Below are 24,067 nucleotides of genomic sequence, written 5' to 3'. Positions count from 1 at the left end.
TCTGTTGTCGGACACGTCTACTTATCGTCGGCCGCGATGAATTTGTTGCGGTTCACCTGTCGCGCAATCTTTCCAGAGCTAGACCGGGTGATGTCATTCGGTGCGTAGAAGCGGATGACCTCGGGGCTAATGCCGTGGGTGTGGGAGATCGCGCCGCGGATCGCGTCCTCGGCGATAGGGTCTGCGGCAGCGTCGGCGTCCTCGGCACGCTCGACGAGCACGACGAGCTTTTCGACGTCCTCACCCGGCACCGCGAACGCCGCCACCGAATCCGCACGGACGTGGTCGGAAGCTTCCATGACGGTCGCCTCGATGTCCTGCGGGTAGTGGTTGCGGCCGGCGATGACAACGAGGTCCTTCACGCGGCCGGTGATGTAGAGGTGGCCCTTGTAGAAAGTAACCAGGTCACCGGTGGCCAGCCAACCCTCGGACGGAGCGTCCTCGGCGACGGTGGAGCCTTCTGCCAGACGTTCGCCGAGAGTGTTGCCGAAGGTTTGCTGGGTTTCTTCCTCGCGGCGTTCGTAGCCCACGGCCACATTGTCGCCGTGGATCCACAGCTCGCCGACGGTGCCCTCTGGCACCTCATTACGGGTCGACGGGTCCACGACCGCGTAGTGCATGTCCGGCACCGGCTGGCCGTTGGAGGCGAACGGAATGCCGTTCTCGGCCTCGACGGCGGTGCCTTCACCGATCTTCTCGCGGTCGAAGAGCACGAAGTGCGGGCGCTCCTCCGTCTGCGGGGTGGAGACGATGAGTGTCGCCTCTGCCAGACCGTAGGACGGGCGCAGCACCTTCGGGTCCAGGTTGGACGGCGTGAACGCCTCGACGAATGTCTCCACGGCCGCCTTGGTCACGGGCTCAGAGCCGACGATGATGCCGTCGACATTGGAGAAGTCGTAGTCGCCCGGGTTCTCCGGCGCTGCGTAGCGGGCGGCCAGGTCGAGGGCGAAGTTCGGCACGACGGTGTAGGTGAACTGCTCCTCGTCGCCCTCACGGTAGGTGAGCTGATCAGTCCACCGCTTCGGTTGCTGAATGAAGTCTTTCGGGCCCATGAGCTCGAACTCGATGCCCATGATTGCCACGAAGATGGTGAGGATGATGCCCATGTCGTGGTGCAGCGGAAGCCACGTCGACAAGCGCAGCGGCATCTTCAGCTCCACTGCGTCATAGATCTGCAGGACGTTGGTGAGGATCGCGCGGTTGGTCAGCACCACACCGGCCGGCAGACGCGTCGAACCGGAGGTGTACTGGAGGAACGCGACCTGGTCGACGGGGTCGATGCCCTCGGGTTCGTCCGGGGTGACCCAGGACTCGGCCAGGGAATCCGGTAGGGAGTCCACCACCATGATGCGGGGGCGCTGCGGCTTCGGGGTCTCCGCGAAGAACTCGCGCACGGCCTTCGCGCCGAGGTTGTTGGTCAGCACGGTCTTCGCGCCGCAGTCCGCCAGCACAGCGGTGAGCTGCTCGCCGTGGCCCGGCTCATTCGGGTCATACAGCGGCACCGGCACCTGGCCGGCGTAGACGGCACCCATGAAACCGAAGAGGTACTCCGGCGAGTTGTTCGCCATGATGGCCACACGGTCACCGGGCTGGCCGGTCTGCTGCAAGCGCGCACCGACAGCCTTGATGCGGGTGATCACATCCTCACGGGTGTAATCGACGGCCACACCTTCGCGGTCTTCCGAGTAGTCCCAGTAGCGCAGCTGGTGCAGGTCGCCCGTGCCCATTTCTGCGCTGCCTTGGTAGAGCATCTCGCACAACTGGAACAGGGACAGTTCCGGCGGCAGGTCGATCTTGTCGTCGTCGTAGAACTGGTAGAGCAGTTGCTCGAGGTCCATGGCTCTCCTTACATGTTGTCAATACTCTCGCGAATCCACTCTACGGTCCATTGACTGGTCGTGGTGCCGGGAATCACATCGGGATTGGACGCATACATCGCGTGCACGCCGTTAGCTTCGGCGAGTTCGCGGGCGCGTCCCAGCGCATCGCCCACATTCGGCGGGGCGTCGCAGATCGAGTCATCCGGCGCGCAAATCTCAATCGCCCGGTCATTAACGGCGCCGAAACCGCCATCGCGCACCCCACGCATCGTCGCGCCCGGCACGACTGCCTGGACCACGGAGTTGAGCGGGTGCAGCGCGATCTCCGCGCCGATGCCGTTCAGCGGTACGCCGGGGTTGATGCCCACCGCGTTTTCGCGGCGGCCGTCGGCAATCATCACCGCGCCGCGCAACCGCTCCGGCGGGATGACGCCGCGGTGGTTGCCGATGTCGCTGGCAATATCGCCGACAATCACCGCGCCCTGGGAGAACCCGGCGAGAATGAACTGCGTCGACGGGCACGTATCCGCCACGAACTTCAGCTCCGCATTGAGCCGCTCGGTGCCCTCATTGCGCGAGTCGTCGTAGCTCATCTCCTTGCGCGACTGGATCGACTTGAACTGCGCGGTGTACGGCAGCGTCCACACACGCACGTGGTTGATGTCGTATTGTTCCTGCAGCGGCTTCGAGATCGAGAGCATGAAGCTCATCGGGTTCGCCGTCGGGTTGAACGGGTCATCGCTTTTCGACGACTCCCACGTCCCCGGTGCCGAAATCACCTCCACCGCAGGACACCAACCAGGCTCCTCGGCCGACGGCGGCGCGGGATCCTTACCCGGTTCAAGGGGGCCCTCACCGGGTCCAAACCATTGCGCAGCCCCCACCGCAATGACGGCGAGGACTGCGATGACGGCAATCACCGTCAATACGTTGCGTGCTTTCATTAGCTGCAAATGTGGTCGTTGGCGGAGGCGTCGATAAGCTCTGCGACCTTATCGGCGTCGAGCTTCGTCTGTTCCTGCTCGACCAGCTGACCTGCGACAGCGTCACGCGTGATCATGCTGCCGTCGCAGATGGTGCGAGCAGTGGAGACGAGCTGTTCTTCATTGCCGTCGACATTGACGCCGCCTTCGCGCAGCGCCTCGAGGTACGCCTCCTCCTCGGCCGGGCGCATCGGCTCGTCCGCGGGCGCCTCGACCTCGCTGGCCGCACCCTCATTGCCCAGTGCCGGATCAGCTTCGTCCGACTTTTCCGAGGTGGAGGTCTCGGTCTGCGTCTCTGTGGTTGCTTCCGTTGCGGTTGTGGACGGTGCCGACTGAGTCGCAGTGACGTCGTCGCTGTCCACTGTCGTGCCGCCGCACGCAGCGAGCGTGAGCCCTGCCGCAGCGAGGACAGCCGGTAGGAGTTTCTTCATGGTTTACTTCCGTTCGCGCACCTTGCCGAAGACCTGCTCGACCGTGCCATTCTCAAAGGTGATGGTCAGTCCACCGGTGGGGATCTTCTTCATGTCGGAGGTGGGCCAGCCCAACTCACCCTGCTCCCAGCCCTTCTTGCCCCAGTGGTCGAAGATTTCGCCGTAGTAGATCACGTGGGCGCCGGTCTTCGGGGACCAGTAGATGTTGCCCTTCTCGAACTCCTGGAAGAAGCCGCCGTTGATCTTGCGCTCATTCGACTTCGGGAAGCCCAGGTCGGAGCGGGCAGCACCCATCTCGCCGTACTTCGCGCCGATAGCGCCGAAGACCTGGTAGTGGCCCTTGTTGTCCGGATTGCGGGTCAGGTAGCCCTTCTCGAACTTCTGCACGTACCCGCCGCCGACAGCCTGTGCCTCCTCGACCGGGTAGCCGAGGTGGCCGCGCTCGTAGCCGGACTTGCCCCACTCGGCGAACATGTCGCCCGGGATCGCCTGCGCGCCAGTCTGCGGGGTCCAGTAGATGGAGCCGCGTTCGAAGTGGACGAAGCGGCCCTTGCCGTCCGGCGTCTTCAGCTCGCCAGTCTTCGGGAAGCCGAGCCAACCTGCCGGGCCCGACAGTGCGTTGTACTTAGCCAGGATCGAGCCGAAGAGCACTTGCGCGCCGGTCTCCGGGGACCAGAACGCGGAACCGTTGCGGAACTCCTGAGCCTTGCCCTTGCCGCCGGCGACGTCGTATTCGTTGTTCACGCAGGAACCCACCGCTCCGTTCTTCGTCGCTTCAGCGATGGCGCCGACCGCGTTGCACTCCGCGCCGCGGTCGCCCTCGGGGACGTTCAGCGCGTTCGCCATGAACGGCCATGCCTGTGTCATCTCGTACTGCCAGTACTCCCAGGAGTGGACACCGGACGGGCGGTAGCGGGTAATGATCGGCACGTTCGCCTTCTTCGCGTAACGCTCGAAGGTCTGGGTAGACATGCGCGAGATGACCTCCAGGCCCACACCCGCTGGGACAGCCGGGCCCTTTGCCACCGAGTCCGGCTGGCCGTAGTCATCCTGGCCAGAACCTGCGGAGACGTAGACGGTCTTGCCGCGCAGGTTCTCAATGCCCAGCTTCGGGTCGTGGTCGATCCAGTCCTGGGAACCGATCGGGCCCCACATGGCCTCAGAGTTGTAGCCGCCGGCATCCATCTGCGAGGCCTTGATGGCCGTCGGCATACCGGTCGTGGTGGTGTCCAGGTAACCGGAGAAGGAGCCGACGAAGTTGAACAGGTGCGGGTTACGCTCCGCCAGGTTCATCGCGGCGGTACCGCCCATGGACAGGCCGACGACAGCGCGGGAGCCGTTGGAGCGGAACTCGTTGTCCAACACCGGGACGAGCTCCTTGGTCAGGAACGTCTCCCACTTGTAGTGCTTGCCGTTGTCCGCCTTCTGCCAGTCGGAGTAGAAGGAGGACTCGCCGCCCACCGGCAGGACCACGTTGACGTTCTTGTCGGCGTAGAACTGCTCGATGTTCGTTTCAATGGTCCAGCCGGACTCATCCTCGCGTGCACGCAGGCCATCGAGTGCCCACACCTCCGGGAACTTCGCCTGGGGGTTGGAGTGCCAGTCGCGGGCGAGCAGGATCTGCACCTGAATCGGCTTATCCGGCATCGCGGCGGACTTGATGTACACGGCCACGCGGCGCTGGGTGAGCCACTCGATGCGGTCCACGGACACCCCCTCCGGCAGGCCTTCAACCTGCGGGTTGTTGTCCACCTCAATGGGGGTGCGCGGCGGCGGGTCGGACGGACGGATGCCGTCGGAGATGCCGCGGCCCGACGACATGGCGGACGACAGGTCGGAGCCGTTCTGTGCTTCGGCAGGAACGACGGCGATTCCGGCAGCGATGACGGTTGGTGCAGCGATGGCCGCCAGGAGCTGGCCCTTAGAAAGCTTGCGCATGTGGTTGAACCCTTAAATCTCGGATGACGAAATGACCGGTTCAGCTCACCACCCCAGGAGTTTCCCCTCTCCCAGGCCGGGCCTCGGTTTCTGTGGCAAAGTTTAAGTTTAACTTGAGACTTTAGGTCAGTGACACGCCGGGTGCCCACGACCTAATCGTGATGCTACAACAAAGCCCCTGGGCGAGGATCTTCCCAGGGGCCATGTTGTGCCGGTGCCGTGATTACCAGGCGTTCATGTGGTTCAGCACACGACCCTTGGTCTTGTACAGCTGGCTACCGAACTGGTCCCAGTTGTGCAGACCGTTCGGCGGGTAATCCGAGGTGACGTTCAGGCCCTCGGCTCGAGCCTTCGCTTCCCACACGCGGGTGGTCACCATCGCACCGAACTCCAGGCCGGCACCCGCCAGCTTCTGGTCATTCGGGTACTTCGCGTCCTGCGGTCCCGGGATGCCCGGTCCGGCGGAGATGTAGATGTCCTTGCCGCGCAGACCGTTCATGTTCAAGAACGGGTCGTTGGCGAAGCGCTCCGGGTTGACCATGGAGCCGTGCATAGCGTTGAGGTTGTACCCGCCAGCGTCGAGCAGCGCCACACGCAGCATGGTCTGCATGCCCGGCAGCGTCGTGGTCAGGTAGCCGGAGAAGGACAGGACCTGGCGGAACTGCTGCGGGTTCTTCGCCGCAAGGTTCATCGCCGCGGTGCCACCCATGGACAGGCCGATGACGGAGTTGTTCGTCGGGGAGACACCGAAGTGGCGCTGCAGGTAGCCCGGCAGCTCACGGGTCAGGAAGGTCTCCCACTTGTAGGGCTTGCCGCCCCCGTACTTCGGGTCGTGCTGCCAGTCAGCGTAGAAGGAGCCTTCGCCGCCGATCGGCATGACCAGGGTGATGTTGGCGTTCTCGTAGACGGCCGCAGCGTTGACGTCGTGCACCCAAGCGTTCGTCTGCTCGGTGGCGCGCAGGCCGTCGAGCAGGTACAGGCCAGCGTTGCCGCCGCGGGCAGCCGGGCGGATCTGCACCGGGATGTTACGGCCCATGGCCGGGGAGTACACGTCGCAGCGCTGCACCCAGTACTTCACCGGGTCCCACGTGCAGTGGCCGGTTGCGTCGGGGCGCAGCCAACCGCGCGGGTTCGCGTCAGCCTCGGGGGTGGCAACGAGCAGCATCATCGCGGCAGCGAATGCCGTGACAAGCGCCACCACAGCGCGGCGCACGGAAAGAGTCGCGTTCATCGGTTCACCAATCACTAGAAAAAATCAGGATGACTCAATTGAGTTCATCGTTCATCGTGATCGATATGTTATCAACCGGTTACTTTCTGTTCCAGCCGTGCCGTTGGCCAGAAGATCCGCGGCCCCTGCAAACCCACGTCCTCACCTGCGGCGATGCGGTCCAGAGTTTCCTGATCCAGGTACACCTTCGGGTCATCGCTCACTTCCAGAGTGCGTCCGTTTCTTAAAGAATACGCCATATTCTTCAAAAAACGCTTTGGACTCATCGGTTCACGCGACGTCGCCAAGAGTTCATTGAGCTCAGGCGTCCGCAGCGCAGCTCGTGCCTGCATCACCGTTTGCTTATCGACGTAATCCGGCATCCCTTCTTCCCCCACAGCCGAATCCGCCAGCTGCCAGTGAAGAGGCAGGTTCTTGTCATGTCCGATGCGTCCGTCCGGGTCGCGCGGCTGGCGGGCGCCCAGCGGGGTGGCCAGGCCGACCGAGTCGAGCACACGCACGTCGAGCGGGGCATTCGCCGATATCATGCCCAGGTTGATCAGGTACGCCGTGGTCGGGATGTCCTGCAGGTCAGTGTCCGCTGTCGTGCGGGCGCGCGGCACCCACGTGTAGTGGCGGGAGTTGTCGTCGAAGCGGATGATGGTCAGCGCACCGGAGTTTTGCCGCCGCGACTCTTCCAGGCCTTCCGGCCAGCCGTTGAGCAAGTCCGCGACGAGGAAGTCCTCCGCATACCGCGGCGGATCACCGGATTCACGCATCATTGCGGCCGTCCAGAACTCGCGCTCGTCCACGACGACGAGGTTTTCCGGGCTCTCCACGAAAACTTCGAAGCCGAGGTCATGGCCGCGGTAGACGACAATGCCCGCCCAAACCACCAGGGCACCCAGCCCGATTCCACTGACCAAGGTGGCAGGCACTGCCATGACGGGCAGCAGCAACGCGAACAGGGGCAACAACACCATGCGCCCGTGCATGAAGTCGCCGCCGACGCGCATGACGTACAGCATGTGCAACAGCCCGCACACGAGAACAAGCCCGACTACGACGACCTCGCGCGACTGCAACCGCAGGCCGAACCACACGCCGAGCGCCACCGCACCGATCAGCGGCAGCCACAGCGCATATGGCTGCACCGTGTCCCACACGTACGCAGCACCGCTCCCCCACGCTGAGTCCGACGCTGACTTCGCCACCGCGGTATGCGGAGTGAGCAGACCGTAATAGCCCATGCGGAAGATCTGGTACGCAGCGGGCACCGGAAGGGCTGCCGCGAGAATGCCGCCAATGCGCCGCCAATCCCGCCAGGAGAAGAACAACAGCACCAGTCCGGTCAATCCGCCGTAGAGCGCGAGTTCCGGCCTGACCAACCACGACAGTCCCGCCCAGAAGGCCAGCCAGTACACCACACGGGAGTCAGGCTGTTTCGCCCATCCGACCAGCAGCGCCCACCACAGGCCGATCCACGCCACGGACAGCCCCCACTCCAAACCGGAGGTGGCAAAGTCTCGGGCCGGGGGCAACGCCAGGTAGATAATGATGCCGAACGGCAGCACTGTGTGCCCCCACAACCGGCCCGATGCCCACGTGGCACTCGCAGCAGCGATCACGGTGAAGATGAGGGCCAACCACATCGAGACGTCTTCGAGCCGCACGCCGGGGATCCAGCCGAAGGCGGCGATGAGGTACTGCCAGAGTGTTGAAGTGTTGGCCTCCACGCGTTCCCCGACGTTGAACACCGGTCCGTTGCCCGCCAGGATGTTGCGGACTGTGCGCAGGACGATCAGCCCGTCGTCGCTCATCCAGCGGCGGGTCCATCCGCCCCAGAATGCGAAAACGCCCGCTATCGCTGCGGAGATGAGCAGGGAGAGGCGGGCGCGATCATGCATGGCAGTGATCTTATCCTGCGGGTGGGGCTACGAGAACGCAGGCACGATATAGACCGCCATGGCGATTGTCAGGATCCACAGCACCCCCAGCGCCTGGAGGACGCGGTCCTCCAGCACGATCTCATCAGGTGCGCCGCCGTTGCCGCTGTCGACTTCCGCGGCGTAGCGCAGGATCGCGATGATGAACGGCACCATCGAGATCTGGTACCACAGGCCCTGCTCCGGCGGGACACCGTTGGAAAGGGTGAAGCCCCACAGAGCGTAGGACATGACCACCGCAGTGGCAGACAGCGTCCACACAAAGCGCAGGTACGTCTGGGTGTAGCCCTGCAGAGACTTGCGGATCTTGGCTCCAGTCTGCTCCGCAAGCAGAAGCTCCGCGTAGCGCTTACCGGACGCCATGAACAGCGAACCGAAGGCAGCGACCAGCAGGAACCACTGCGACAGGTCGATGCCAGCAGCCACACCTCCGGCCATGGCACGCAGCATGAATCCGGAGGACACCAGCGCGATGTCGATCACCGGGATGTGCTTCCATCCGAAGCAGTAGCCGAGCTGCAGCGCAATGTACACGCCGACCACAGCTGCCAGCGCATTGCCGTCGGTGGCCAGGAAGGACAGGCCAACGGCCAGCGCAATGAGCACGACTGACATGCCGTACGCGAGGCCGATCGGCAGCATGCCCGAGGCGATCGGGCGGTAGCGCTTCGTGGGGTGCTCGCGGTCAGACTCGACATCGCGGGCGTCGTTGACCAAGTAGATGGAGGATGCCGCGAAGCAGAACGTGATGAAGGCCAGCAGAATGTCGATGGCCGTCCGCGAGGTGAAAGAGTCCAGCCCCGCCGCCAGCGGCGCCGCCACGACAAGGACGTTCTTGACCCACTGCTTTGGACGCAGACCTTTGATCATCGCGTCCGGGAGGTTCTTCGGCGGATTCTTCTTCCGGTTGTAGTCCACGCCCTCGGTGTGGGGCTCGGACTTCAGGAACGGCTCATCAACTGGCTCAGTCACGGGTGTTCCTCTCAATGTTGATCGCGGCGCGGGCCACCCCGGTACCCAGCAGGGCACCCACCAGGGTGTCCGTGGGGTAATGCACCCCCAGAACCATGCGGGAGGCCATCATAACGGGAATTCCGGCATACGGAAGGTTTGAGCCTGTGATGTCTGCCAAGTGCACCATCGCAGCGCTTGTCGACGTCGTATGCGACGACGGGAAGCTCAACTTCGATGGCGTACCCACACCGATTTTGACCCGCGGATCGTGCGGACGTCGGCGGCGCACGATGCGCTTGAGGATGACCGAGGTGGCGTGCGCGGTGAACGCGCCGGCCCCCATCGCGATCCACTGGCGGGATTTCTCGTGGTCCGCCACGGCACCGACGGCCGCGACGCTCATCCAGCCCAAAGCGTGCTCGCCGAACAAGCTCAACCCGCGGGCGACCGGAAGGACACCGGGGGCGTCGTAAAGCGCGTTTTGAAGCTCGCGGAGGATGTCTACTTCCGTCGAGTTCAACGAGTTATTGCTCATCGAAGATCTTCTTCCAGTTCTCATGGCTGGTCAGGTCAGGTTGGGCCGCACGGTAGGCGCGGGTCAGCTCCGGCCAGCGTTCATCAATCTCCTCGCGGAGCTCGCGTTGCTGGTCAACGAGATCGTCCGCGAGCTTCTTATCGCGCTTGCGGAAGGCCACGCCCGTTCCTCCAGCGGTCGACACCGTCGCCGAATCAACACGGGACAGGGTGTACCAGCGGGCTTCCTCGGCCGTGAGGTTGAGCTGCGGGGCCCCCCAGTGGGCGCGATCCTCCGGCTTGCGCATGTGCAGCAGGCTCTTGACCGCCCACGGAATCTTCTTCACCTTGGCCAGGCGGCCGCCGATCTTGTTCGTCGGCACACCCGGCGCACCCGTCGGCCCCGGCAGATCCGATGCGGACTCAATGACCTGCGCGTCAGAGTAGTCCTTGCGGATCGACTGGATGCGCGGCAGCGAGGACTCGAGAATCTCGAAGAGCTGGTCCGGGCCCTTGAGGAAGTCCTTCATCGCCTCGTTCTGGATCGCAATGGTCGAGTACTCCATGCACATGTAGTGCTTGAACGTGGACTTCGCCATGGACTTGAGCACCCCATCCGGCTCACCCTCGTGGTACAACGCGGCGACGATCAGGCGGTTGCGCAGGTGGAAGTACGCCTGCCAGTCGATCGCGTCATCCTTGTCAGCCCACGCCATGTGCCAGATGGCGGCGCCGGGCCAGGTGACCGTGGGAAAGCCTGCGCGGCCAGCGCGCAGCGAGTACTCCGTGTCATCCCACTTGATGAACAGCGGCAGCGGCAAGCCCATCTGCTCAGCCACTACGCGGGGGAACAGGCACATCCACCAGCCGTTGAACTCGACGTCGATACGCCTGTGCAGCGGCCGTGACGTCGTCTTCCTCGGGTCGAGGTCCTCTTCCTCCGTGCCGACGTACCCCAGCGGGTACTTCGCAAAGTCGTGGTCGTACACCGCGTGCTCCGCCGCACCCCACATGAAGTCCGCGCGGTTGACGCGCTCGCCGGAGGTGCGCAGCTGACTGCGGTCCTGCAGGTTGAGCATCTGACCACCGACGAGAATCGGGCTCTTCGCGTACCGTGCCGCCTGCACCGCGCGCAGGATCGAGTCCGGCTCAATCGCAATGTCGTCGTCCATGTACAGGATGAACGGCGCGTCAGTCTGGTTGAGCGCCTCATACATAATGCGCGAGTAGCCGCCCGATCCACCAAGGTTGCCCTGCGGGAAGATCTTCAACCGGCCCTGCAGGTTCTGTTCCGCTTGGGCGAAGTCCGGCTCATCCGCCGGGTGCTGGTTGCCCTGGTCCGGCATGAGCACATCCGTGATCGCGCCGAGCACCAGCGGATCCTCCGCAAGCGCGTGCAGTGCATTGACGGCGTCGCGGGGGCGGTTGAACGTCGGGATGCCCACCGCCACCTTCTTCTCGGAGGGGGCGATGGTGGTGCCGTCGGGAAGCGTCTGCTCCTGCGGTTCGCACGGCGCACACCAACCCGCGTTGCTTATCGACGCCTCCGACTCCGCGTTCACGTCAAACCACAACCATCCGCCATCTTCAAAGTTGGCGAGCTTCAGCGGAATCTCAACGCGCTCGTCCTGCGCCTCAACATTGACCACCGAGATGCGCGTGCCATCGTGCTTGGAGCGGTACACGGAAATTGTCGCCGCGCCCTCCACATCCATAGCCAAGACGACCTCGCTGAGCTGCGACCAGCGGCGCCAATAGCTCGCCGGGAACGCATTGAAGTACGTCTGGAACGAGACCTCTGCCCCCTCCGGCACAGCGACCCTGCTGCGATCCGGCCAGCTCACACGCTGCGTGTTGTGATCCGACTCGATCAGGTAGAGCATCCGCACATCATGCGGCTCACCCTTCCGCGGCAACAGGATGCGCTGCAGCACATCCACAGATTTGACGGATTTATCCTCGGGGTTTTCCACGGGACTCGCTTTCGTCTAGTTAACCAGTCGGCTTATCGACACCAGCGTAATCGTTCTGCCCGGTCGACTCCTCTCTTGGCGCGCGGTTGGCTGGGGGATTCCGTAAGGAATCTCAGGTTGAGGTGAGCTCGGCGCATAGCCGGTTCCTCAAACCCCAGAGGCGCCGCAGCGTGGACTTCCTCCGCAAAACCCCAGGGACTCCGCAATGCGGAGTGCAATCCGTCAGGCCCCGGAATACTGCTCGACCACATAAACCAAACCGCACGTTTTTGACCTGCATGTTTACTTGAGCAGTATTCCGGAAAACAGCGAGCAGTATTCTGGCCCCACTTGGCGTCACCGGACCCCGCAAAACCCAAGGGAGTTCGCAGCGCAGACTGGTCATGAGGATCCAGCGGGGGCCGCGTAGGGGCCAGGAACGCCCCCCACCCAGTGCGGTCCACCCTGAACAGGTAAGACACCTTTCAGGAAATGGAGCCTACCCCCGCCTAGAAATGCCGAATAGCCCCGCCGAAGCGGGGCCATTCGGGTGCTAACTCTTCGTTAGCTAGAGGGGGTTATGCGGCAAGCGCGGCGTCCGCGTACATAGCGGCGTCGAGGGTGCCGTCAGCGATTTTGGTGAGCTCCGCGATAGCGGCGCGCTCTGCGCGAACCGGGATCCACTTGGTCACCGTTGCACGGTCCATGTGCTCAGCCAGTGCCATTGCGAAGACTGCGTCGATGACGTCGGCGTCGACGGCACCGCCGAAGCGGGCGTGCAGGTCCTGGGAAATGTTCTTGATTGCGATCATGGCATCCTCCTTTCAAGTTTTTGCGATTGCCATGAAGTTGAATGTGTTCTGCCCGTGGAGGGGGACCTCCTCGGGCGAGGTTCAAAGTGAACTTCTCGTTCCCTCTGCGTTAACCTGCCGTTAACTTTAGCAGATAGTTGGTCGGAGTCAAGCTTTGGTCCATATCAACCTATTCTCACGCCGTTTACCAGCATAAAAGGCGCGACACGCCGACGCGCATTGTTGCCCCATCAACCGACTTCACCATGGGTTAACTTTGACGCGACCCAACAATCCGGTTTGTTAACCTGGCATTCGCATTTCAGGTCCCCGGCCCGGCGCAGTTGCCGTGTTAGTCTCCTTTTGTGTCGACAACGACCAGAAACCGCCTGGCCATAGCCCTGGAAGGCCCTCGTTGGGCCGTGCTTCTGTATGCAACCATGCTGTTCGCGCTCCTCCACGCGGCCGTGACCGTCCCCTTCCAAAATCCCGGCACTGACTTCACGCCGGTGTGGACTGCAGCACGCAAATATCTTGCTGGGCAGACGGTGTTCGCCTCGGACTACACGATCGACATGCCGCACTACCTGTACACGCCCGCCGGGACGGTGGTGATCGCCCCGATCGGCGTCTTCAGCGATGAGTCCACTGGCCGGTTAGTCATGCTGGCCCTTGGCGCACTGTGCATCATCGCGGCGCTGGCGTTAGCAACGTGGATGGTGGCCAAACGCCACTTCCATTACGTCTTCCCACTCATAGTGACGGTCGTGTTCTTCACCCCGGAACCGGTTCGCGCGACGTTGTCCCTGACAAACATCAATGGGTTCTTGCTGCTGCTCATGGTGGTGTTCGTCTGGTGCTCGTTGCGCCTGCGCGGGGCCAACTGGAAAGAGCATTTCGCCCGCCCGGAAGCGTACGTGGCGGGCATCGTCGCAGGCCTTGCGATCTCTGTGAAACCGCAGTTCGGCGTGCTCATGATCATCTCGGTTCTGCTGTTCCAAGCAGCGGTGGTCGTTGTCGCCGCGGTCACCTGCGCGGTCCTGTTCGCTATTGGCTGGTTCACCATTGCACAGCCAGAGCTGTTTTTCACCAACCTGGTGCCTTATCTATCGGAGCCCCGCCCCCGCTTCAACGGCTCCGTCGCTGGCCTGGGCATCATGTTCGGCTGGCCGGAGTGGGTAGTCACGCTGCTGACACTGTTAGTTGTTGCGGCCACGCTCGCAGCCGTCGTCAAGCTCTGGCGCTGGCGAGATGTCGACGAGGTCATGTGGGCCTTCGTCACGCTTGGTGTCTGCTTCGCCGGTGGCTTCATGGCCAGCGGCTTACTGCAGACCTACTACTCGATCTGGCTGCTGCCGATGGTTCTCACCGTGGCCAGACCGCAATCCCCCATGCATTGGCCGGCGATGTGGCTGCTCATGTCGGTCATCTTCGCCAATCCGACGTGGCCATCCGACAGCCTGATCCTGCACTCGCTGCCGCCGCTGATGTTCCTGGCTCTCCCCTTCGTCGTCACGGCGTGGGCTTTTGCCACGCGACCATCTGCCCCGGAGATGCCAGGGCATCACGCTCGCTAGCGATCACTAGCCGGTCGATCTCGTCGAGCACTGCGTCGACATCGGCAGGGTTGTAGCGTCGTTCGTCGCGCGCCTTCTGCAGCTCTTCACTCGCCGCTTGGAGAGCGATACGTTGCAATTCAGCTGCGGCTTTCCGCGCCCGAGCAAATGCTTGACGACGTTCCTTCGCCCCCTCCGGGTCCACGTGCCTCCGCTCCGCGAACTCGCCCAGCCATATCTGCACCATCTCGTAAGACTCGGGCGCGAGATCTGGGCCGTGTTCTTGGATTGCTCGTCGGGCGGCCGTGTAGGCGCGTTTGTTGAGCTCGGCGTTGACCCGGTCACCGTGCGCATCGGGACCATTCTCGAGGTCCATGTGGCCCACCAGCCACGGCAGGAGCAACCCTGGAATGACCATGGTGAAGGTCAACACGCTCAGGGCGATGACAGAGAACTCGTAGTGGTACTTGGTCGTGCCCGCTGGAATGGAGAGCACCAGCGCCAGGGTGACCAGTCCGCGCATGCCGGCCCAGGTCATGAGCAGCACTTCCTGCATGCGCAACGGTGCCACATCGGTTCGGTTCATCCGCTTTTTGAACTGGTACAGCACCCACATGCAGGCGAAACGCACAGCGAAGGCGACGATGGAGAGAACGAATCCAATCCAGATGGCCTCCACGACCATGGTTCCGGCATCATCAATGGCGTCGCGCACGCTCATACCGATGAGACCGAACGCGAGGCCGGTGAACAGCAACTCGATGGTCTCCCAGAATGCGTTGCCGGAGAGACGATCCTCGGCAGTGAACGAGGCGCGCGAGCTCATTTCCACTGCCGCGATCACGATGGCGATGACACCCGACGCATGAATTTCCTCCGCCGCAATGAAGATCGCGAACGGCAAGACCCACGTGAACGCTCTGCGGATCAGAGAATCGTGGACAGTATTGACGAACAACGCCGCCAAACGGCCGGCGATCAGGCCAACGACCACAGCCACGACAGCAGAGTAGAGGAACTTGAGCGCGCCCTCACTGAAATCCACGTCCCCACCAGCGACGAGCGCGGTGAGCGCGACATTGAACGCGACGATGGAGGCAGCGTCGTTGAACAGGCCCTCAGTTTCCAACGTGCCGGTGATGCGTTTGGGGATGCCCGCCGAACCTGCCACCGCGTCGACAGCCACCGGGTCCGGCGGGGCGATCGCCGCAGCCAGCACCATTGCCGCAGCGAGGCCGATGCCCGGCATGAGCCACATCGCTGTTGCTGTCAATGCCGCGATGGTGAGGAAGACCAACATCACCGACATCACAAGCACCACATGCACTTGTGCGCGGATCATGCCCCAGCTCGTCCGGCGAGCAAGCGACCAGAGCAGCGGTGGAATGAAGATCGGCAAAATGAGGTCTGTATCCAGGCTCACCGTCTGAATACCTGGGATGAACAGCACCGGCGCAACAACAATGGTCAACAGTGCAGACCACGGCAGCCCGGTGCGTTCACCGATCGCGGCGACAAGGGCAGTGGCGAGAAGGAGACCGATGATGGCAAGAAGGATGGTCACGCGCTCATGGTAGCGGAGGGGTGGGACATTCCTCTCAACCTTGATGAAGGTGCCTAAGGACCCAGAGCACCGATCGGCACTACCGCCACTCCGTCCTTTCGTCGAAGAGCCCGACCCCCCGAGGTAATAATCACCAGGGCTGGTTCTTCCTCCAAGTGGTCCGCAAATCGCTTCAACGAATCTGCGGCTTGCTCGATGACCTCCGGACTGTAACCCAACTTGACCTCCACGAGCACATCCCTACCTCGAACGTTGGCGATGGCATCGACTTCACGTCTGGTGTTCAACCTGGCGTGGTAAACCTCACGGCCTGTGAACGCTCGCAGTTCGTGAACGACTAAGGACTCAAAAAGTTGGCCGAAGTATGCCCTGTCACGAAGCAGATGCTCGGGCCCGCGATCTAAGGCGGCCATTGCGAATGACGGGTCCGCCAGATGCCGCTTCGGCGCTTTTCGCAGCGTTGCTTTGGAACGGAGATGCGTGAACCAAGCGGGCTGATCTACAGCAACGAAAATGCTCGCCAGCGCGTCCAGATACTCTCGCGTCGTCTCGCGGGAAGATGCAGCATCGGTCGCAATCGTCTGCAACTCCAACTCTGTCCCAATCCCGCGCGCCAACGAGCGGATAACCCTCTTGACCCGCTGGGGATCCCTGTTCGTTCCGTCGACGGTGCGGATGTCTACTTCTCCGACCGTGGTGACGTAATCCCTCACGTTTTCCAGCGCTTCATCCAGTCGCAGACCCACGTTGTACGGCAGACCTCCGCGGCACACCCGTTCCGCCAACTGTTGCAGGGTGAGCGTCGGTTGGACGAAAGGAATTGAATCACCGGTTGCGACAGCTTCCAAAGAGACGGATCCGTCGGACTCTCCGGATTCGAAAAGTGTCATCGTCGACATATTCAACCGCGCAAAACGCCCAGCCCCTGAGTGGCGGGTCGCACTAGCACCAGGATCCGTCGACCCAGTGAAGATGAACTGGCCCTTGGCCTGACGGTCGTCGATAGCGTGACGGGCGAAATCCCATAAGCGCGGCTCGATCTGCCACTCATCGATGAGACGCGGCGTTTCGCCCTCGAGAAGCAGACGAGGATCGGTTTCCATTGCCAAGAGCACCGCTGGGTCCGTCTCAACGTTGAGCGAGCTCATTGCTTGGCGCTTGGCAGTTTCAGTCTTTCCGCAGCCCTTAGGCCCCTGGATCAAAACCCCTCCTTGACGGCGGAGAGCCCGCTCCAACTCACCGTCAGCCAGACGGGGAAGATAATTGCCGCTCATGAGCACCATCGTAGCAGGTAGATTGGATCACTTGGCATTCTGAAACGGTTTCACTTGGCATTTCGAAACGGTTTCACTTGGCATTTCGAAATTTTGGACAGTTACACCTCGTCGAAGAACTCGACATTTGTGCCGTCGATGACCTTCGACGGCACACCGATCTTCCCCTGCTCAGTAATCTCTTCGTACCCCGCCAGGGTGTCGCGGTATCCGAGGAAGGTCTTGAAGATTGCGGATGTCGGTGATGTCGAGGAGAGCGGCATCCCCGAACTGAGCCGGGTCGGCGTTGAACTGCTCGATGACGCTGGCGCAATGAGGGCACTGGTGGTGGACGAAAATTTCAGTCTGCGGTTCCATGCACCCGACGATAGTTAAAGAGCTCTAGACGCCGAGGATCAAGCGCAGACCTTCGCGGAGGTCGCCGACAACACGATCCGCCTCCGCTTCGTCAGCCCCCAGGTTGTCAATCGTCAAGCCGTTCACCATCGCGGTAATGAGCCGTGCTTTGCGCTCGGCGTTGTCCTTGTCACCCAGCTCAGCCACGACTCCTTGCTGGAAATCACGAAGCACCTGACTGTAAAGGTCGGCTATCCAGTCGCGCGTTGCCGACGCTGAGCCGTAGGTGACCCAGATCGCCGCATCCTCGTGACGCTCACCATCGAGGGGGAGTAACTCAGAGAGTCGGACAACCCAGGCCTCGAATACATCGTTGGGGATCGGCGCCTCGTCCACGCGAGCCGTCTGCCGCTGAATGGAGCGAATGAACGCGTGCGCGAGCAGGATCTCCTTGTTCGGGGCGTGGTACTGCACGGAGCCCGCAGCGAGACCAGATTCTTTGGCTACTTCGCGCACGCTCACTGCGTCGAGGCCGCGGGAAGCGATGATCCTAATGGTCGCATCGGCGACGGCAGCGGACGATGCCGAGAACTGGTGGTCCAGCGAAAAATCATTCATGGTTGCACACAAGCTTAGTCTGTCGTACGTTCGTAAGGGATTAATACGTTCGTACGACAGAGAAGGTTCTCCATCATGCACTCCCTCATTCCGCTCGTTGGTTTGGCCCTGCTCGACAGCTTGAGCAGCGGCACACTCGTCATCCCGTTGGCACTCATCGTCATGTGGCGGTCGGTTCGCGTGCCGGCACTCGCCGCGTACCTGCTCACCGTCGCGGCGGTGTACTTCGCCCTCGGAGTCGCCATGTTGCTGGGGTTCACCGGCCTGAGCGCCTACGTAGAACGAATCACCGATTCCCCCGTCTTTCCGTGGATCACACTGATCCTCGGCGCGATTCTGGCCATCTACGGAACCTTCGGCCCCGACCCGGTCAAACCCGCGCCGGGCGAACTGCCGAAGCGGCTGAACAAGCCCATCCGGACCAGCCTGCCCAAAATGATCATCTTGGGTTTAGGAGCTTCACTGACGGAAGCGGCGACCATGCTTCCTTACATCGCAGCAATGGGAATCATCAGCGACTGGGATACGCCTATGGCTGGACAGCTATTAGCGATCGCCGCCTACTGCGGCGTCATGATCGCGCCGACGGTGATTCTGGCAATGATTGCCCTCGTGGCGGGGCAGAAGTTCTTCCCGCGCCTCGAGAAGGCCATCCCCCGCCTGCAATACGAAACCAAGGTGACTCTGCTGTGGATCGCGGCCATCGTCGGCATCTACATGGTCATCCACAGCGTGGGCGCTATCCGCTAGTGCCCGCGCGGCTGGTCGATCGCCTTGCCGTCCTCGAAGTAGGGGCGAACGTAGGTATTCCAGGACACGCTGTGGAAGGCTGCCTACAAACTGCGCGGTTCCATGGAGGCCTCCCAATATAAAGAGATCCTTCTTGGCCTTGTCTTCCTCAAGTACGTCACCGACGCTTTCGATGCACGCGCCACGAGGTCAGAAGCGAGCTCGAGGAGGAAGGCACCACTAAAGAGGAAATCCTTGAGGAGCTCGAGGACTGCGATGCCCACCTGGAAAAGAACGTGTTCTGGGTTGCGCGGAAAGCCCGTTGGGAGCATCAAGCTCAGACCTTGGCGGAGGTCTCCGGCAACACGATCTGCCTCTATCAGTCGTGTTTAGCGCTCAGCTTGCTCCGTGCAGCCAAGCACTTCTAGAACCGCGTTCTGGAAATCGTCGAGCACGCAAGTGCAGAGGTCAGCTATCACCGAAGGAGTTAAGCTCCTCCCGCCTATCACAAGCAGGACTGACCCCGAATTGATCAACTGATTGAACCCAGCACGAGAGGACGCCCCATGCTCTAGCGCACATACTCGCGCTAAAGCGTGGGGGCGTCGTGCAGCTCGACTTCTTGCTCGACGGCAAGCTGCGCCGGCTCGATGGCCGGCTCTTGCTGTTCGAGCGCATCGCTTGGGGATACGGTCGAGGTTCCTGCACCGGCTTCATACGCAGCGATAGCCTCCGGGTCGGCGTTGGTGATCTGCATATCCTCAATGACTTCTGAGGGCGGCAATGCCCCTGGCACGCGCCCGTCACCACCGAGGATGACCTCGTCAGACAGCAGCTCTCGCAGCTCAGGCATTCCTTAGAGCCAAGCCGATAAAGACCTTCGGCCAACAGACGTAAAGTGCGTGCGGCGCATCCTGCCACCTACCGCTCCACGGCACCGCCTGCCATACTTGTAGCTAAAACCACGACACGAGAAGGGTGCACCAATGATTTCCCGAGAGACGATTCGAGCGGCACACGAGGAACTTGGCCGACCTACAGATGACGCAACGATACAAGCAGCTTTCCAGGAAGCGCTTGAAGCAGTCGGAGAGCGATGCGACATTCACTTCTCGCGACTCATCGCGCAGTGGAGCAAGCAGAATGGCGACAACCATTGGGTACCTAGCGAGGCCACTGCACGCTGCCACTCCCAAGCCGTGCGCTTGGCGGAAGAGGAGATCTTGGAGGAGTGGTACAACGAGCCGATCCGCGCTCTGATCGACCGTAAGGTCGAAGCTGGGGAAGACGGCTGGTAGCTATTCACTCACACGACGATGTGGCTCCACGGTTCGCCGTGGAGCCACATCTCTTTCCTGCAGCGCCCCTATTCAGCACCGTCTCCTGAACCTAAAATATTCCAAAGTTTTTCGTAAGATAGTCGTTAGATTTTGTACCGATCGCACCGGTTTAGGAGATTCTCGTGGCCAAGAAACGCAAGCTGAAGCGAAACGACAATCAGATGCAGCTGTCCGAAATTCTCGCCGATTCTTCCGATGAGATTCCACGATCCACACCGCAGCAGCCGGCTGCATCTCCATCATTCCAAGCCAGGCCCGCTAGTTGAACAGGCGCACACGTGGTCGGAAAGCAAGGACAAATCGTGGACCCTACCTGGCCAACCTCCAACAAGCGACCGCGCCGAGGCCACCGGCAAAATGGTCTCTACCCTGCGGGATGTGCTGGCCTCTCACGACTCAACCACGCAAGTTCCGCTTGTCAGCATCGCCGGAATCGAGTTCCAGGCTACCTACACACCTTCGAACTCATCGGCGTCGATCACTCCGGCCAACCTGAAGGTTCCAACCGAAGCTCTGGCACAAAGACTGTCTATTTCCACCAGTGATCTCGGCCTACCCACCTTTGACGGCCCTCCCAATTCTGGCGAGTATGGCGCGATGAGGCGTGTCGAAAACTTCGTGAAAAACCTGCCTCATCTGGTAGATACAGTCGACGAGCAACTCACCAAGACCCGTATCAAGGCCAGCCAACTCGCATCCCCCGAAGACGAAGACACATTTCTTCACGCGGACCGGTTGCGAGAAATTACTGCACGGCGAGACCTGCTGGAAGACACGTTGTCCAAGATTGACCAATCGGCGGCAGCCCAGCAAGAGCGCCAGCAACGAGCCTCGCGTTACGCCGAACTAGGGCGGGAGGTTGGTTGGTCACTGCGGCTGAACCCGACCAAGGCGTATGCCGAGGAAGTCGAAGGCACCACCCCAAGTGAACTTGTGCGCAGTTGAAGCGTCCTGGTTTTCGTTCCGCTTATTGAACGCCCAACGGGTGGGCGTGTGATTGTTGATAGTAGGCGTCTTCCATCTCTTGTGGGGTGATGTATCCCAATGACTCGTGCAGGCGGTGGTTGTTCCACCAGTACACCCAGCGAAGGGTCGCGATCTCGACTTCCCCAACCGACGCCCACGGCCGGTGGGGATAGATCAGCTCGGTCTTGTAGAGACCGTTGACCGTTTCCGCCAACGCGTTGTCGTAGGAATCGCCGACGGTGCCAACGGACGGATCGATCCCAGCTTGAGCAAGTGCCTCACTGTAACGAATGGACACGTACTGCGAGCCGCGATCGCTGTGGTGGACAAGTCCTTCAGCACGAAGATCACCTGCGTGATAAACAGCGTGCTCAAAAGCCTCCAAAGGCAGCTCATCGGTGCGCATGCTCGCCCTGGTGGCAACCCCGACAATCTTGCGGGAGTACGCATCGGTGATGAACGCGGTGTACGCAAACCCGGACAGGGTACGCACGTAGGTGATGTCAGCGACCCACAGCCGGTGCGGCGCTGACGCGGTGAAGTCACGATTGACCAGATCAGGACGACAATCCGGGACATCAGTCCGAAGCGTTGTGATCGGAGTGCGGCCCCTTCTGCGGCCTTGGATGCCGGCGAGTTTCATCAACCGGGCGGTCTGATCACGACCGATGTCCCAGCCGGCGCGCTGCATGGCCTTCCACATCTTGCGTACCCCGTAGACGCTGAAGTTGTCCTCGAAGACTTTCACCAATTCGGGGATAAGCAGCGCGTCTGACAAGCTCCTGGCTGACGGGGCTCGTGTTTTCGCTGCTCGGTAGCCGCGAGAGGTGATAAACCCACACTCTGTCTCTTTCAATGTGCGACAGATGGCCTCGACCCCGAAGCGATCGCGATACGTGTCGATGTATTCGATCATCTTCTGGTGGGACGGTCGAGTTCCGCTGCGAAAAAAGCTGAAGCGGTCTTTAAGATCTCGTTTGACCTGCGCAGCTCTTTGTTCTCTTGCCGCAGACGCTTCAGTTCGTCGTCGACCGACTCGCCAGTGCTCCGCTGAACGTCGGGGGACGCTTTGACAGGTTTCAACCAGTTGTTGAGCGTGTGCGCCGAGACGCCGAGCTTCTCGCCGATCTCCTCCGCCGCCGCCCACTTCGAACACCCCTCAAGCTCAACGAGCTCCTCGGCTAACCGCACCGCCTTGTCCTTGAACTCGTCACTGAACTTCCTAGGCATGATCCAATCCTCCTCTAGAAACGATCGGAACTAAACCCAGGACACTTCATTTATGGTAAAATGTAAACTATAAAAGCAAGGCGTTAAGCATGAATTGAGGAACCGATTATGACTGTTGTTAACTACAGCACTTTGCGTGGTGTTGAGGGCTACAAGGCCGCGTTTCCTAACGCATTGCGCGGTCTGGAGGGCAAGCGTCTGCGCTCTGTCGTGGAGGCCGTGCACAGTGGTGTCCTCGAGGGCTGGCGACCTACTGAGGAGAACGTCGCGGACATCGTCGGGCCTCGAGAGCACGGTCAAATGACGTCTGAGCGAGCGCAGGCGATCTGCGATCGAGTGCGTGCTCGCCGCGCGCGCAGCAAGTAGATCCCCCGTGGCAGGAAATGCCGCGTGGGATCGTTTTTTCTATCCCGGCACACATGTTCTCCAGAACAAGTTCAACGAGCGTGATGAAGATGCACTCGCCGAGATTGAATACGAGATCACCGGTGAGATTTACGAAGACCTCATCTCTGGGGACATCCCGATTGAAGGTGCAACGGCGCAAGAAAAGCTCCAGTTCATCCACGGATCTCTCCTCGGAAGTATTTACGACTGGGCAGGCCAGTTCCGCGATGTGAACATGAGCAAAGGTGGCCACTCGTTTGGTGATCACGCCAGCATGGGCATGTACATGCGCCAGCTCCAGGGGAAGATCAACCGCACCCCCTGGAACAACCTTGATTATTCAGCAACAGTTGATCAGCTCGCAGCCATCCACACTGATCTGAACTTTGCCCACCCGTTCCGAGAAGGAAACGGGCGGGCATCTCGCGTGTTCATGACCGATCTGGCCGCTGAGCACGGTGTGGAATTGGACTTCTCTTTGGTCGGCGATAAGCAATGGAACCAAGCCTCGGCCGATACATTTCTCGATCCTGGCGGGCTCAACCTCACCGCGGAACCGCTCAAAGAGGTCTATAGAGAGATTGCATCCCCACAGGAAGAATCCAGCTCACTGGATCACCAACCTTCCGCTGACGTGATTGCCCTCGCGCAACATCTCGTCCAGTCAGGCACCCTGGTCGCATGTGGCGTCGGGCCGGCAGGTACCGGCAAGACACGGGATGTTGTCTGCCGGGCGATCGCGCGCGATAACCGGCAACGCTCTGCGACTGACATTCGCACCGAAGCTGAGCAGTACGCCACCAGCCGCGAACGGTTGGAGAAACTGTATCGCTATGGCCTGGACATGGCCACCGCGGATTTCATTGACCGTCAGCTCGACGGATGGTGGGACGCGCTTGACGCCGATGCCGCCGACACGCTTACTGATGAGGGCAGGCAGAAAGTGCGCGCCGCGTGGCGCGACGTTCTCGCACGCGGCGTCGACCCGCGTGATCTCATGCCGACCGCTGTGTTCAATCTCGGTGGCGTCGAAGAAGCTGGGGCGGTCATCGCCTGGCGGTTGCGCAACGAGGTCGACCTTACTGGGGCGAGGCCCGACGACGTTGGGCTACGGCCACCTGTCACGCGCGGAGCTGACCGTGAACTGATTGACTGGCTCGATGAGACGCGGCAGCGTCTGGTGGACTGGACTCGTGATGTCACCGAGCCTGCCACCGAAGACGGCCTGGATGAATTAACGGTTGAAGTGGAGCGGCTGCGCGGCGAACTTGCTGACGCGCAGGACCGCTACAACGACCTCGACCAGGCCCACAGCACCGCCAAGGGCCATCTTTACGACGCACAGCGCTCAGCGTCGGAGCGCAGCGGGTTGGCGCGGCTGCGCTCCAAGGCCCACGATGAAGAAAAGATCGCGCACTATCAGCGCGCGGTTGACCACGCCGAAGCAGACCTCACCGAGGCCAAGGGTCAGCGTGATGATGCCCGTCGCGCCTTTGAGCGCGCGCTGCAAGAGCGGCAGGACTATGCCG

23 protein-coding genes and 1 pseudogene are annotated in these 24,067 nt (G+C 61.6%); 7 read left to right on the top strand and 17 right to left on the bottom strand.

Annotation, left to right across the window (positions count from 1 at the left end):
* Positions 1–17 precede the first annotated feature (17 nt).
* The 10 genes from KBX18_RS05130 to KBX18_RS05085 form a co-directional block, all read right to left on the bottom strand.
* Positions 18–1,838, bottom strand: a complete 1,821-nt coding sequence (locus tag KBX18_RS05130; RefSeq protein WP_255995094.1) for a FadD32-like long-chain-fatty-acid--AMP ligase — start codon at positions 1,836–1,838, stop codon at positions 18–20.
* 8 nt (positions 1,839–1,846) lie between these two features.
* Positions 1,847–2,764: a cutinase family protein gene (locus tag KBX18_RS05125; protein ID WP_005288096.1), complete on the bottom strand. Its 918-nt coding sequence runs from the start codon at positions 2,762–2,764 to the stop codon at positions 1,847–1,849.
* A complete protein-coding gene (locus tag KBX18_RS05120; RefSeq protein ID WP_255995093.1) occupies positions 2,764–3,234 on the bottom strand; it encodes a DUF732 domain-containing protein in 471 nt (156 codons plus the stop codon). The genes KBX18_RS05125 and KBX18_RS05120 overlap by 1 nt, the downstream gene beginning before the upstream one ends.
* Before the next feature lie 3 nt (positions 3,235–3,237).
* The gene (locus tag KBX18_RS05115; RefSeq protein WP_255995092.1) at positions 3,238–5,172 is read right to left on the bottom strand and encodes an alpha/beta hydrolase-fold protein; all 1,935 of its coding nucleotides are present in this window, start codon (positions 5,170–5,172) and stop codon (positions 3,238–3,240) included.
* Between the two features lie 223 nt (positions 5,173–5,395).
* Positions 5,396–6,403 (bottom strand): alpha/beta hydrolase family protein, encoded by a 1,008-nt coding sequence (locus KBX18_RS05110; protein ID WP_005288087.1) that lies wholly within the window; start codon positions 6,401–6,403, stop codon positions 5,396–5,398.
* Between the two features lie 71 nt (positions 6,404–6,474).
* Positions 6,475–8,289, bottom strand: coding sequence for a hypothetical protein (locus KBX18_RS05105; RefSeq protein ID WP_255995090.1), 1,815 nt, complete (start codon positions 8,287–8,289; stop codon positions 6,475–6,477).
* Between the two features lie 27 nt (positions 8,290–8,316).
* The gene (locus KBX18_RS05100) at positions 8,317–9,300 is read right to left on the bottom strand and encodes a decaprenyl-phosphate phosphoribosyltransferase (protein WP_255995088.1); all 984 of its coding nucleotides are present in this window, start codon (positions 9,298–9,300) and stop codon (positions 8,317–8,319) included.
* On the bottom strand, positions 9,293–9,817 hold the full coding sequence (locus tag KBX18_RS05095; protein ID WP_255995087.1) for a phosphatase PAP2 family protein: 525 nt from the start codon (positions 9,815–9,817) through the stop codon (positions 9,293–9,295). Before KBX18_RS05095 ends, KBX18_RS05100 begins: the two co-directional genes overlap by 8 nt.
* Complete coding sequence (locus tag KBX18_RS05090; protein WP_255995086.1) at positions 9,807–11,768, bottom strand: glycosyltransferase; 1,962 nt, start codon at positions 11,766–11,768, stop codon at positions 9,807–9,809. Before KBX18_RS05090 ends, KBX18_RS05095 begins: the two co-directional genes overlap by 11 nt.
* 557 nt (positions 11,769–12,325) lie before the next feature.
* Positions 12,326–12,559 carry a three-helix bundle dimerization domain-containing protein gene (locus tag KBX18_RS05085; protein ID WP_005288070.1) on the bottom strand — a complete coding sequence of 78 codons (234 nt, stop codon included), beginning with the start codon at positions 12,557–12,559 and terminating at the stop codon, positions 12,326–12,328.
* Between the two features lie 401 nt (positions 12,560–12,960).
* Between KBX18_RS05085 and KBX18_RS05080 the strand changes: the two genes are divergently transcribed.
* Positions 12,961–14,115 (top strand): glycosyltransferase family 87 protein, encoded by a 1,155-nt coding sequence (locus tag KBX18_RS05080; RefSeq protein WP_255995085.1) that lies wholly within the window; start codon positions 12,961–12,963, stop codon positions 14,113–14,115.
* Here the strand turns inward: KBX18_RS05080 and KBX18_RS05075 are convergent.
* From KBX18_RS05075 to KBX18_RS05060, 4 genes are all read right to left on the bottom strand, one after another.
* Positions 14,051–15,658, bottom strand: coding sequence for a sodium:proton antiporter (locus KBX18_RS05075; protein ID WP_255995084.1), 1,608 nt, complete (start codon positions 15,656–15,658; stop codon positions 14,051–14,053). The genes KBX18_RS05080 and KBX18_RS05075 overlap by 65 nt on opposite strands.
* 53 nt (positions 15,659–15,711) lie before the next feature.
* The gene (locus KBX18_RS05070) at positions 15,712–16,932 is read right to left on the bottom strand and encodes an ATP-binding protein (protein WP_255995083.1); all 1,221 of its coding nucleotides are present in this window, start codon (positions 16,930–16,932) and stop codon (positions 15,712–15,714) included.
* A gap of 101 nt (positions 16,933–17,033) precedes the next feature.
* Positions 17,034–17,195: a hypothetical protein gene (locus tag KBX18_RS05065; protein ID WP_255995082.1), complete on the bottom strand. Its 162-nt coding sequence runs from the start codon at positions 17,193–17,195 to the stop codon at positions 17,034–17,036.
* A gap of 118 nt (positions 17,196–17,313) precedes the next feature.
* Positions 17,314–17,886, bottom strand: coding sequence for a TetR/AcrR family transcriptional regulator (locus KBX18_RS05060; protein WP_255995081.1), 573 nt, complete (start codon positions 17,884–17,886; stop codon positions 17,314–17,316).
* Between the two features lie 75 nt (positions 17,887–17,961).
* Between KBX18_RS05060 and KBX18_RS05055 the strand changes: the two genes are divergently transcribed.
* Both KBX18_RS05055 and KBX18_RS05050 read left to right on the top strand, forming a co-directional pair.
* Positions 17,962–18,636, top strand: coding sequence for a GAP family protein (locus tag KBX18_RS05055; protein WP_255995080.1), 675 nt, complete (start codon positions 17,962–17,964; stop codon positions 18,634–18,636).
* A gap of 102 nt (positions 18,637–18,738) precedes the next feature.
* The gene (locus tag KBX18_RS05050) at positions 18,739–19,008 is read left to right on the top strand and encodes a type I restriction-modification system subunit M N-terminal domain-containing protein (RefSeq protein WP_255995079.1); all 270 of its coding nucleotides are present in this window, start codon (positions 18,739–18,741) and stop codon (positions 19,006–19,008) included.
* A 196-nt stretch (positions 19,009–19,204) separates the two neighbouring features.
* On the opposite strand, the gene KBX18_RS05045 is transcribed toward KBX18_RS05050, so the two are convergent.
* Positions 19,205–19,468 carry a hypothetical protein gene (locus KBX18_RS05045; RefSeq protein WP_255995077.1) on the bottom strand — a complete coding sequence of 88 codons (264 nt, stop codon included), beginning with the start codon at positions 19,466–19,468 and terminating at the stop codon, positions 19,205–19,207.
* Positions 19,469–19,601: 133 nt separating this feature from the next.
* Here KBX18_RS05045 and KBX18_RS05040 point away from each other — a divergent pair, with 133 nt between their 5' ends.
* Together KBX18_RS05040 and KBX18_RS05035 are read left to right on the top strand one after the other, a co-directional pair.
* Positions 19,602–19,913, top strand: coding sequence for a hypothetical protein (locus tag KBX18_RS05040; protein WP_255995076.1), 312 nt, complete (start codon positions 19,602–19,604; stop codon positions 19,911–19,913).
* Positions 19,914–20,333: 420 nt separating this feature from the next.
* Positions 20,334–20,900, top strand: coding sequence for a hypothetical protein (locus KBX18_RS05035; RefSeq protein WP_255995075.1), 567 nt, complete (start codon positions 20,334–20,336; stop codon positions 20,898–20,900).
* 22 nt (positions 20,901–20,922) lie between these two features.
* Here the strand turns inward: KBX18_RS05035 and KBX18_RS05030 are convergent, their stop codons facing one another.
* Together KBX18_RS05030 and KBX18_RS05025 are read right to left on the bottom strand one after the other, a co-directional pair.
* Positions 20,923–22,008: an IS3 family transposase gene (locus KBX18_RS05030; protein WP_255995144.1), complete on the bottom strand. Its 1,086-nt coding sequence runs from the start codon at positions 22,006–22,008 to the stop codon at positions 20,923–20,925.
* A pseudogene (locus tag KBX18_RS05025) lies at positions 21,957–22,151 on the bottom strand (IS3 family transposase); the annotation flags it as partial. The gene KBX18_RS05030 and the pseudogene KBX18_RS05025, both read right to left, overlap by 52 nt.
* A gap of 108 nt (positions 22,152–22,259) precedes the next feature.
* Between KBX18_RS05025 and KBX18_RS05020 the strand changes: the two are divergent.
* Together KBX18_RS05020 and KBX18_RS05015 are read left to right on the top strand one after the other, a co-directional pair.
* A complete protein-coding gene (locus KBX18_RS05020) occupies positions 22,260–22,517 on the top strand; it encodes a hypothetical protein (protein WP_255995074.1) in 258 nt (85 codons plus the stop codon).
* 7 nt (positions 22,518–22,524) lie between these two features.
* The coding region (locus KBX18_RS05015) for a Fic family protein (RefSeq protein WP_255995073.1) at positions 22,525–24,067 on the top strand (1,543 nt) is incomplete at its 3' end.

It is taken from the genome of Corynebacterium sp. CCUG 69979, assembly GCF_024454095.1.
GTDB lineage: Bacteria > Actinomycetota > Actinomycetes > Mycobacteriales > Mycobacteriaceae > Corynebacterium > Corynebacterium genitalium.
This window is presented reverse-complemented; position numbering and strand designations above follow the sequence as displayed.

Coding starts and splice junctions, on each gene's coding strand:
- KBX18_RS05130 (WP_255995094.1), bottom strand. CDS start 1,838: ATGGACCTCGAGCAACTGCTCTACCAGTTCTACGACGACGACAAGATC.
- KBX18_RS05125 (WP_005288096.1), bottom strand. CDS start 2,764: ATGAAAGCACGCAACGTATTGACGGTGATTGCCGTCATCGCAGTCCTC.
- KBX18_RS05120 (WP_255995093.1), bottom strand. CDS start 3,234: ATGAAGAAACTCCTACCGGCTGTCCTCGCTGCGGCAGGGCTCACGCTC.
- KBX18_RS05115 (WP_255995092.1), bottom strand. CDS start 5,172: ATGCGCAAGCTTTCTAAGGGCCAGCTCCTGGCGGCCATCGCTGCACCA.
- KBX18_RS05110 (WP_005288087.1), bottom strand. CDS start 6,403: ATGAACGCGACTCTTTCCGTGCGCCGCGCTGTGGTGGCGCTTGTCACG.
- KBX18_RS05105 (WP_255995090.1), bottom strand. CDS start 8,289: ATGCATGATCGCGCCCGCCTCTCCCTGCTCATCTCCGCAGCGATAGCG.
- KBX18_RS05095 (WP_255995087.1), bottom strand. CDS start 9,817: ATGAGCAATAACTCGTTGAACTCGACGGAAGTAGACATCCTCCGCGAG.
- KBX18_RS05085 (WP_005288070.1), bottom strand. CDS start 12,559: ATGATCGCAATCAAGAACATTTCCCAGGACCTGCACGCCCGCTTCGGC.
- KBX18_RS05070 (WP_255995083.1), bottom strand. CDS start 16,932: ATGAGCGGCAATTATCTTCCCCGTCTGGCTGACGGTGAGTTGGAGCGG.
- KBX18_RS05065 (WP_255995082.1), bottom strand. CDS start 17,195: ATGCCGCTCTCCTCGACATCACCGACATCCGCAATCTTCAAGACCTTC.
- KBX18_RS05060 (WP_255995081.1), bottom strand. CDS start 17,886: ATGAATGATTTTTCGCTGGACCACCAGTTCTCGGCATCGTCCGCTGCC.
- KBX18_RS05055 (WP_255995080.1), top strand. CDS start 17,962: ATGCACTCCCTCATTCCGCTCGTTGGTTTGGCCCTGCTCGACAGCTTG.
- KBX18_RS05050 (WP_255995079.1), top strand. CDS start 18,739: ATGGAGGCCTCCCAATATAAAGAGATCCTTCTTGGCCTTGTCTTCCTC.
- KBX18_RS05045 (WP_255995077.1), bottom strand. CDS start 19,468: ATGCCTGAGCTGCGAGAGCTGCTGTCTGACGAGGTCATCCTCGGTGGT.
- KBX18_RS05040 (WP_255995076.1), top strand. CDS start 19,602: ATGATTTCCCGAGAGACGATTCGAGCGGCACACGAGGAACTTGGCCGA.
- KBX18_RS05020 (WP_255995074.1), top strand. CDS start 22,260: ATGACTGTTGTTAACTACAGCACTTTGCGTGGTGTTGAGGGCTACAAG.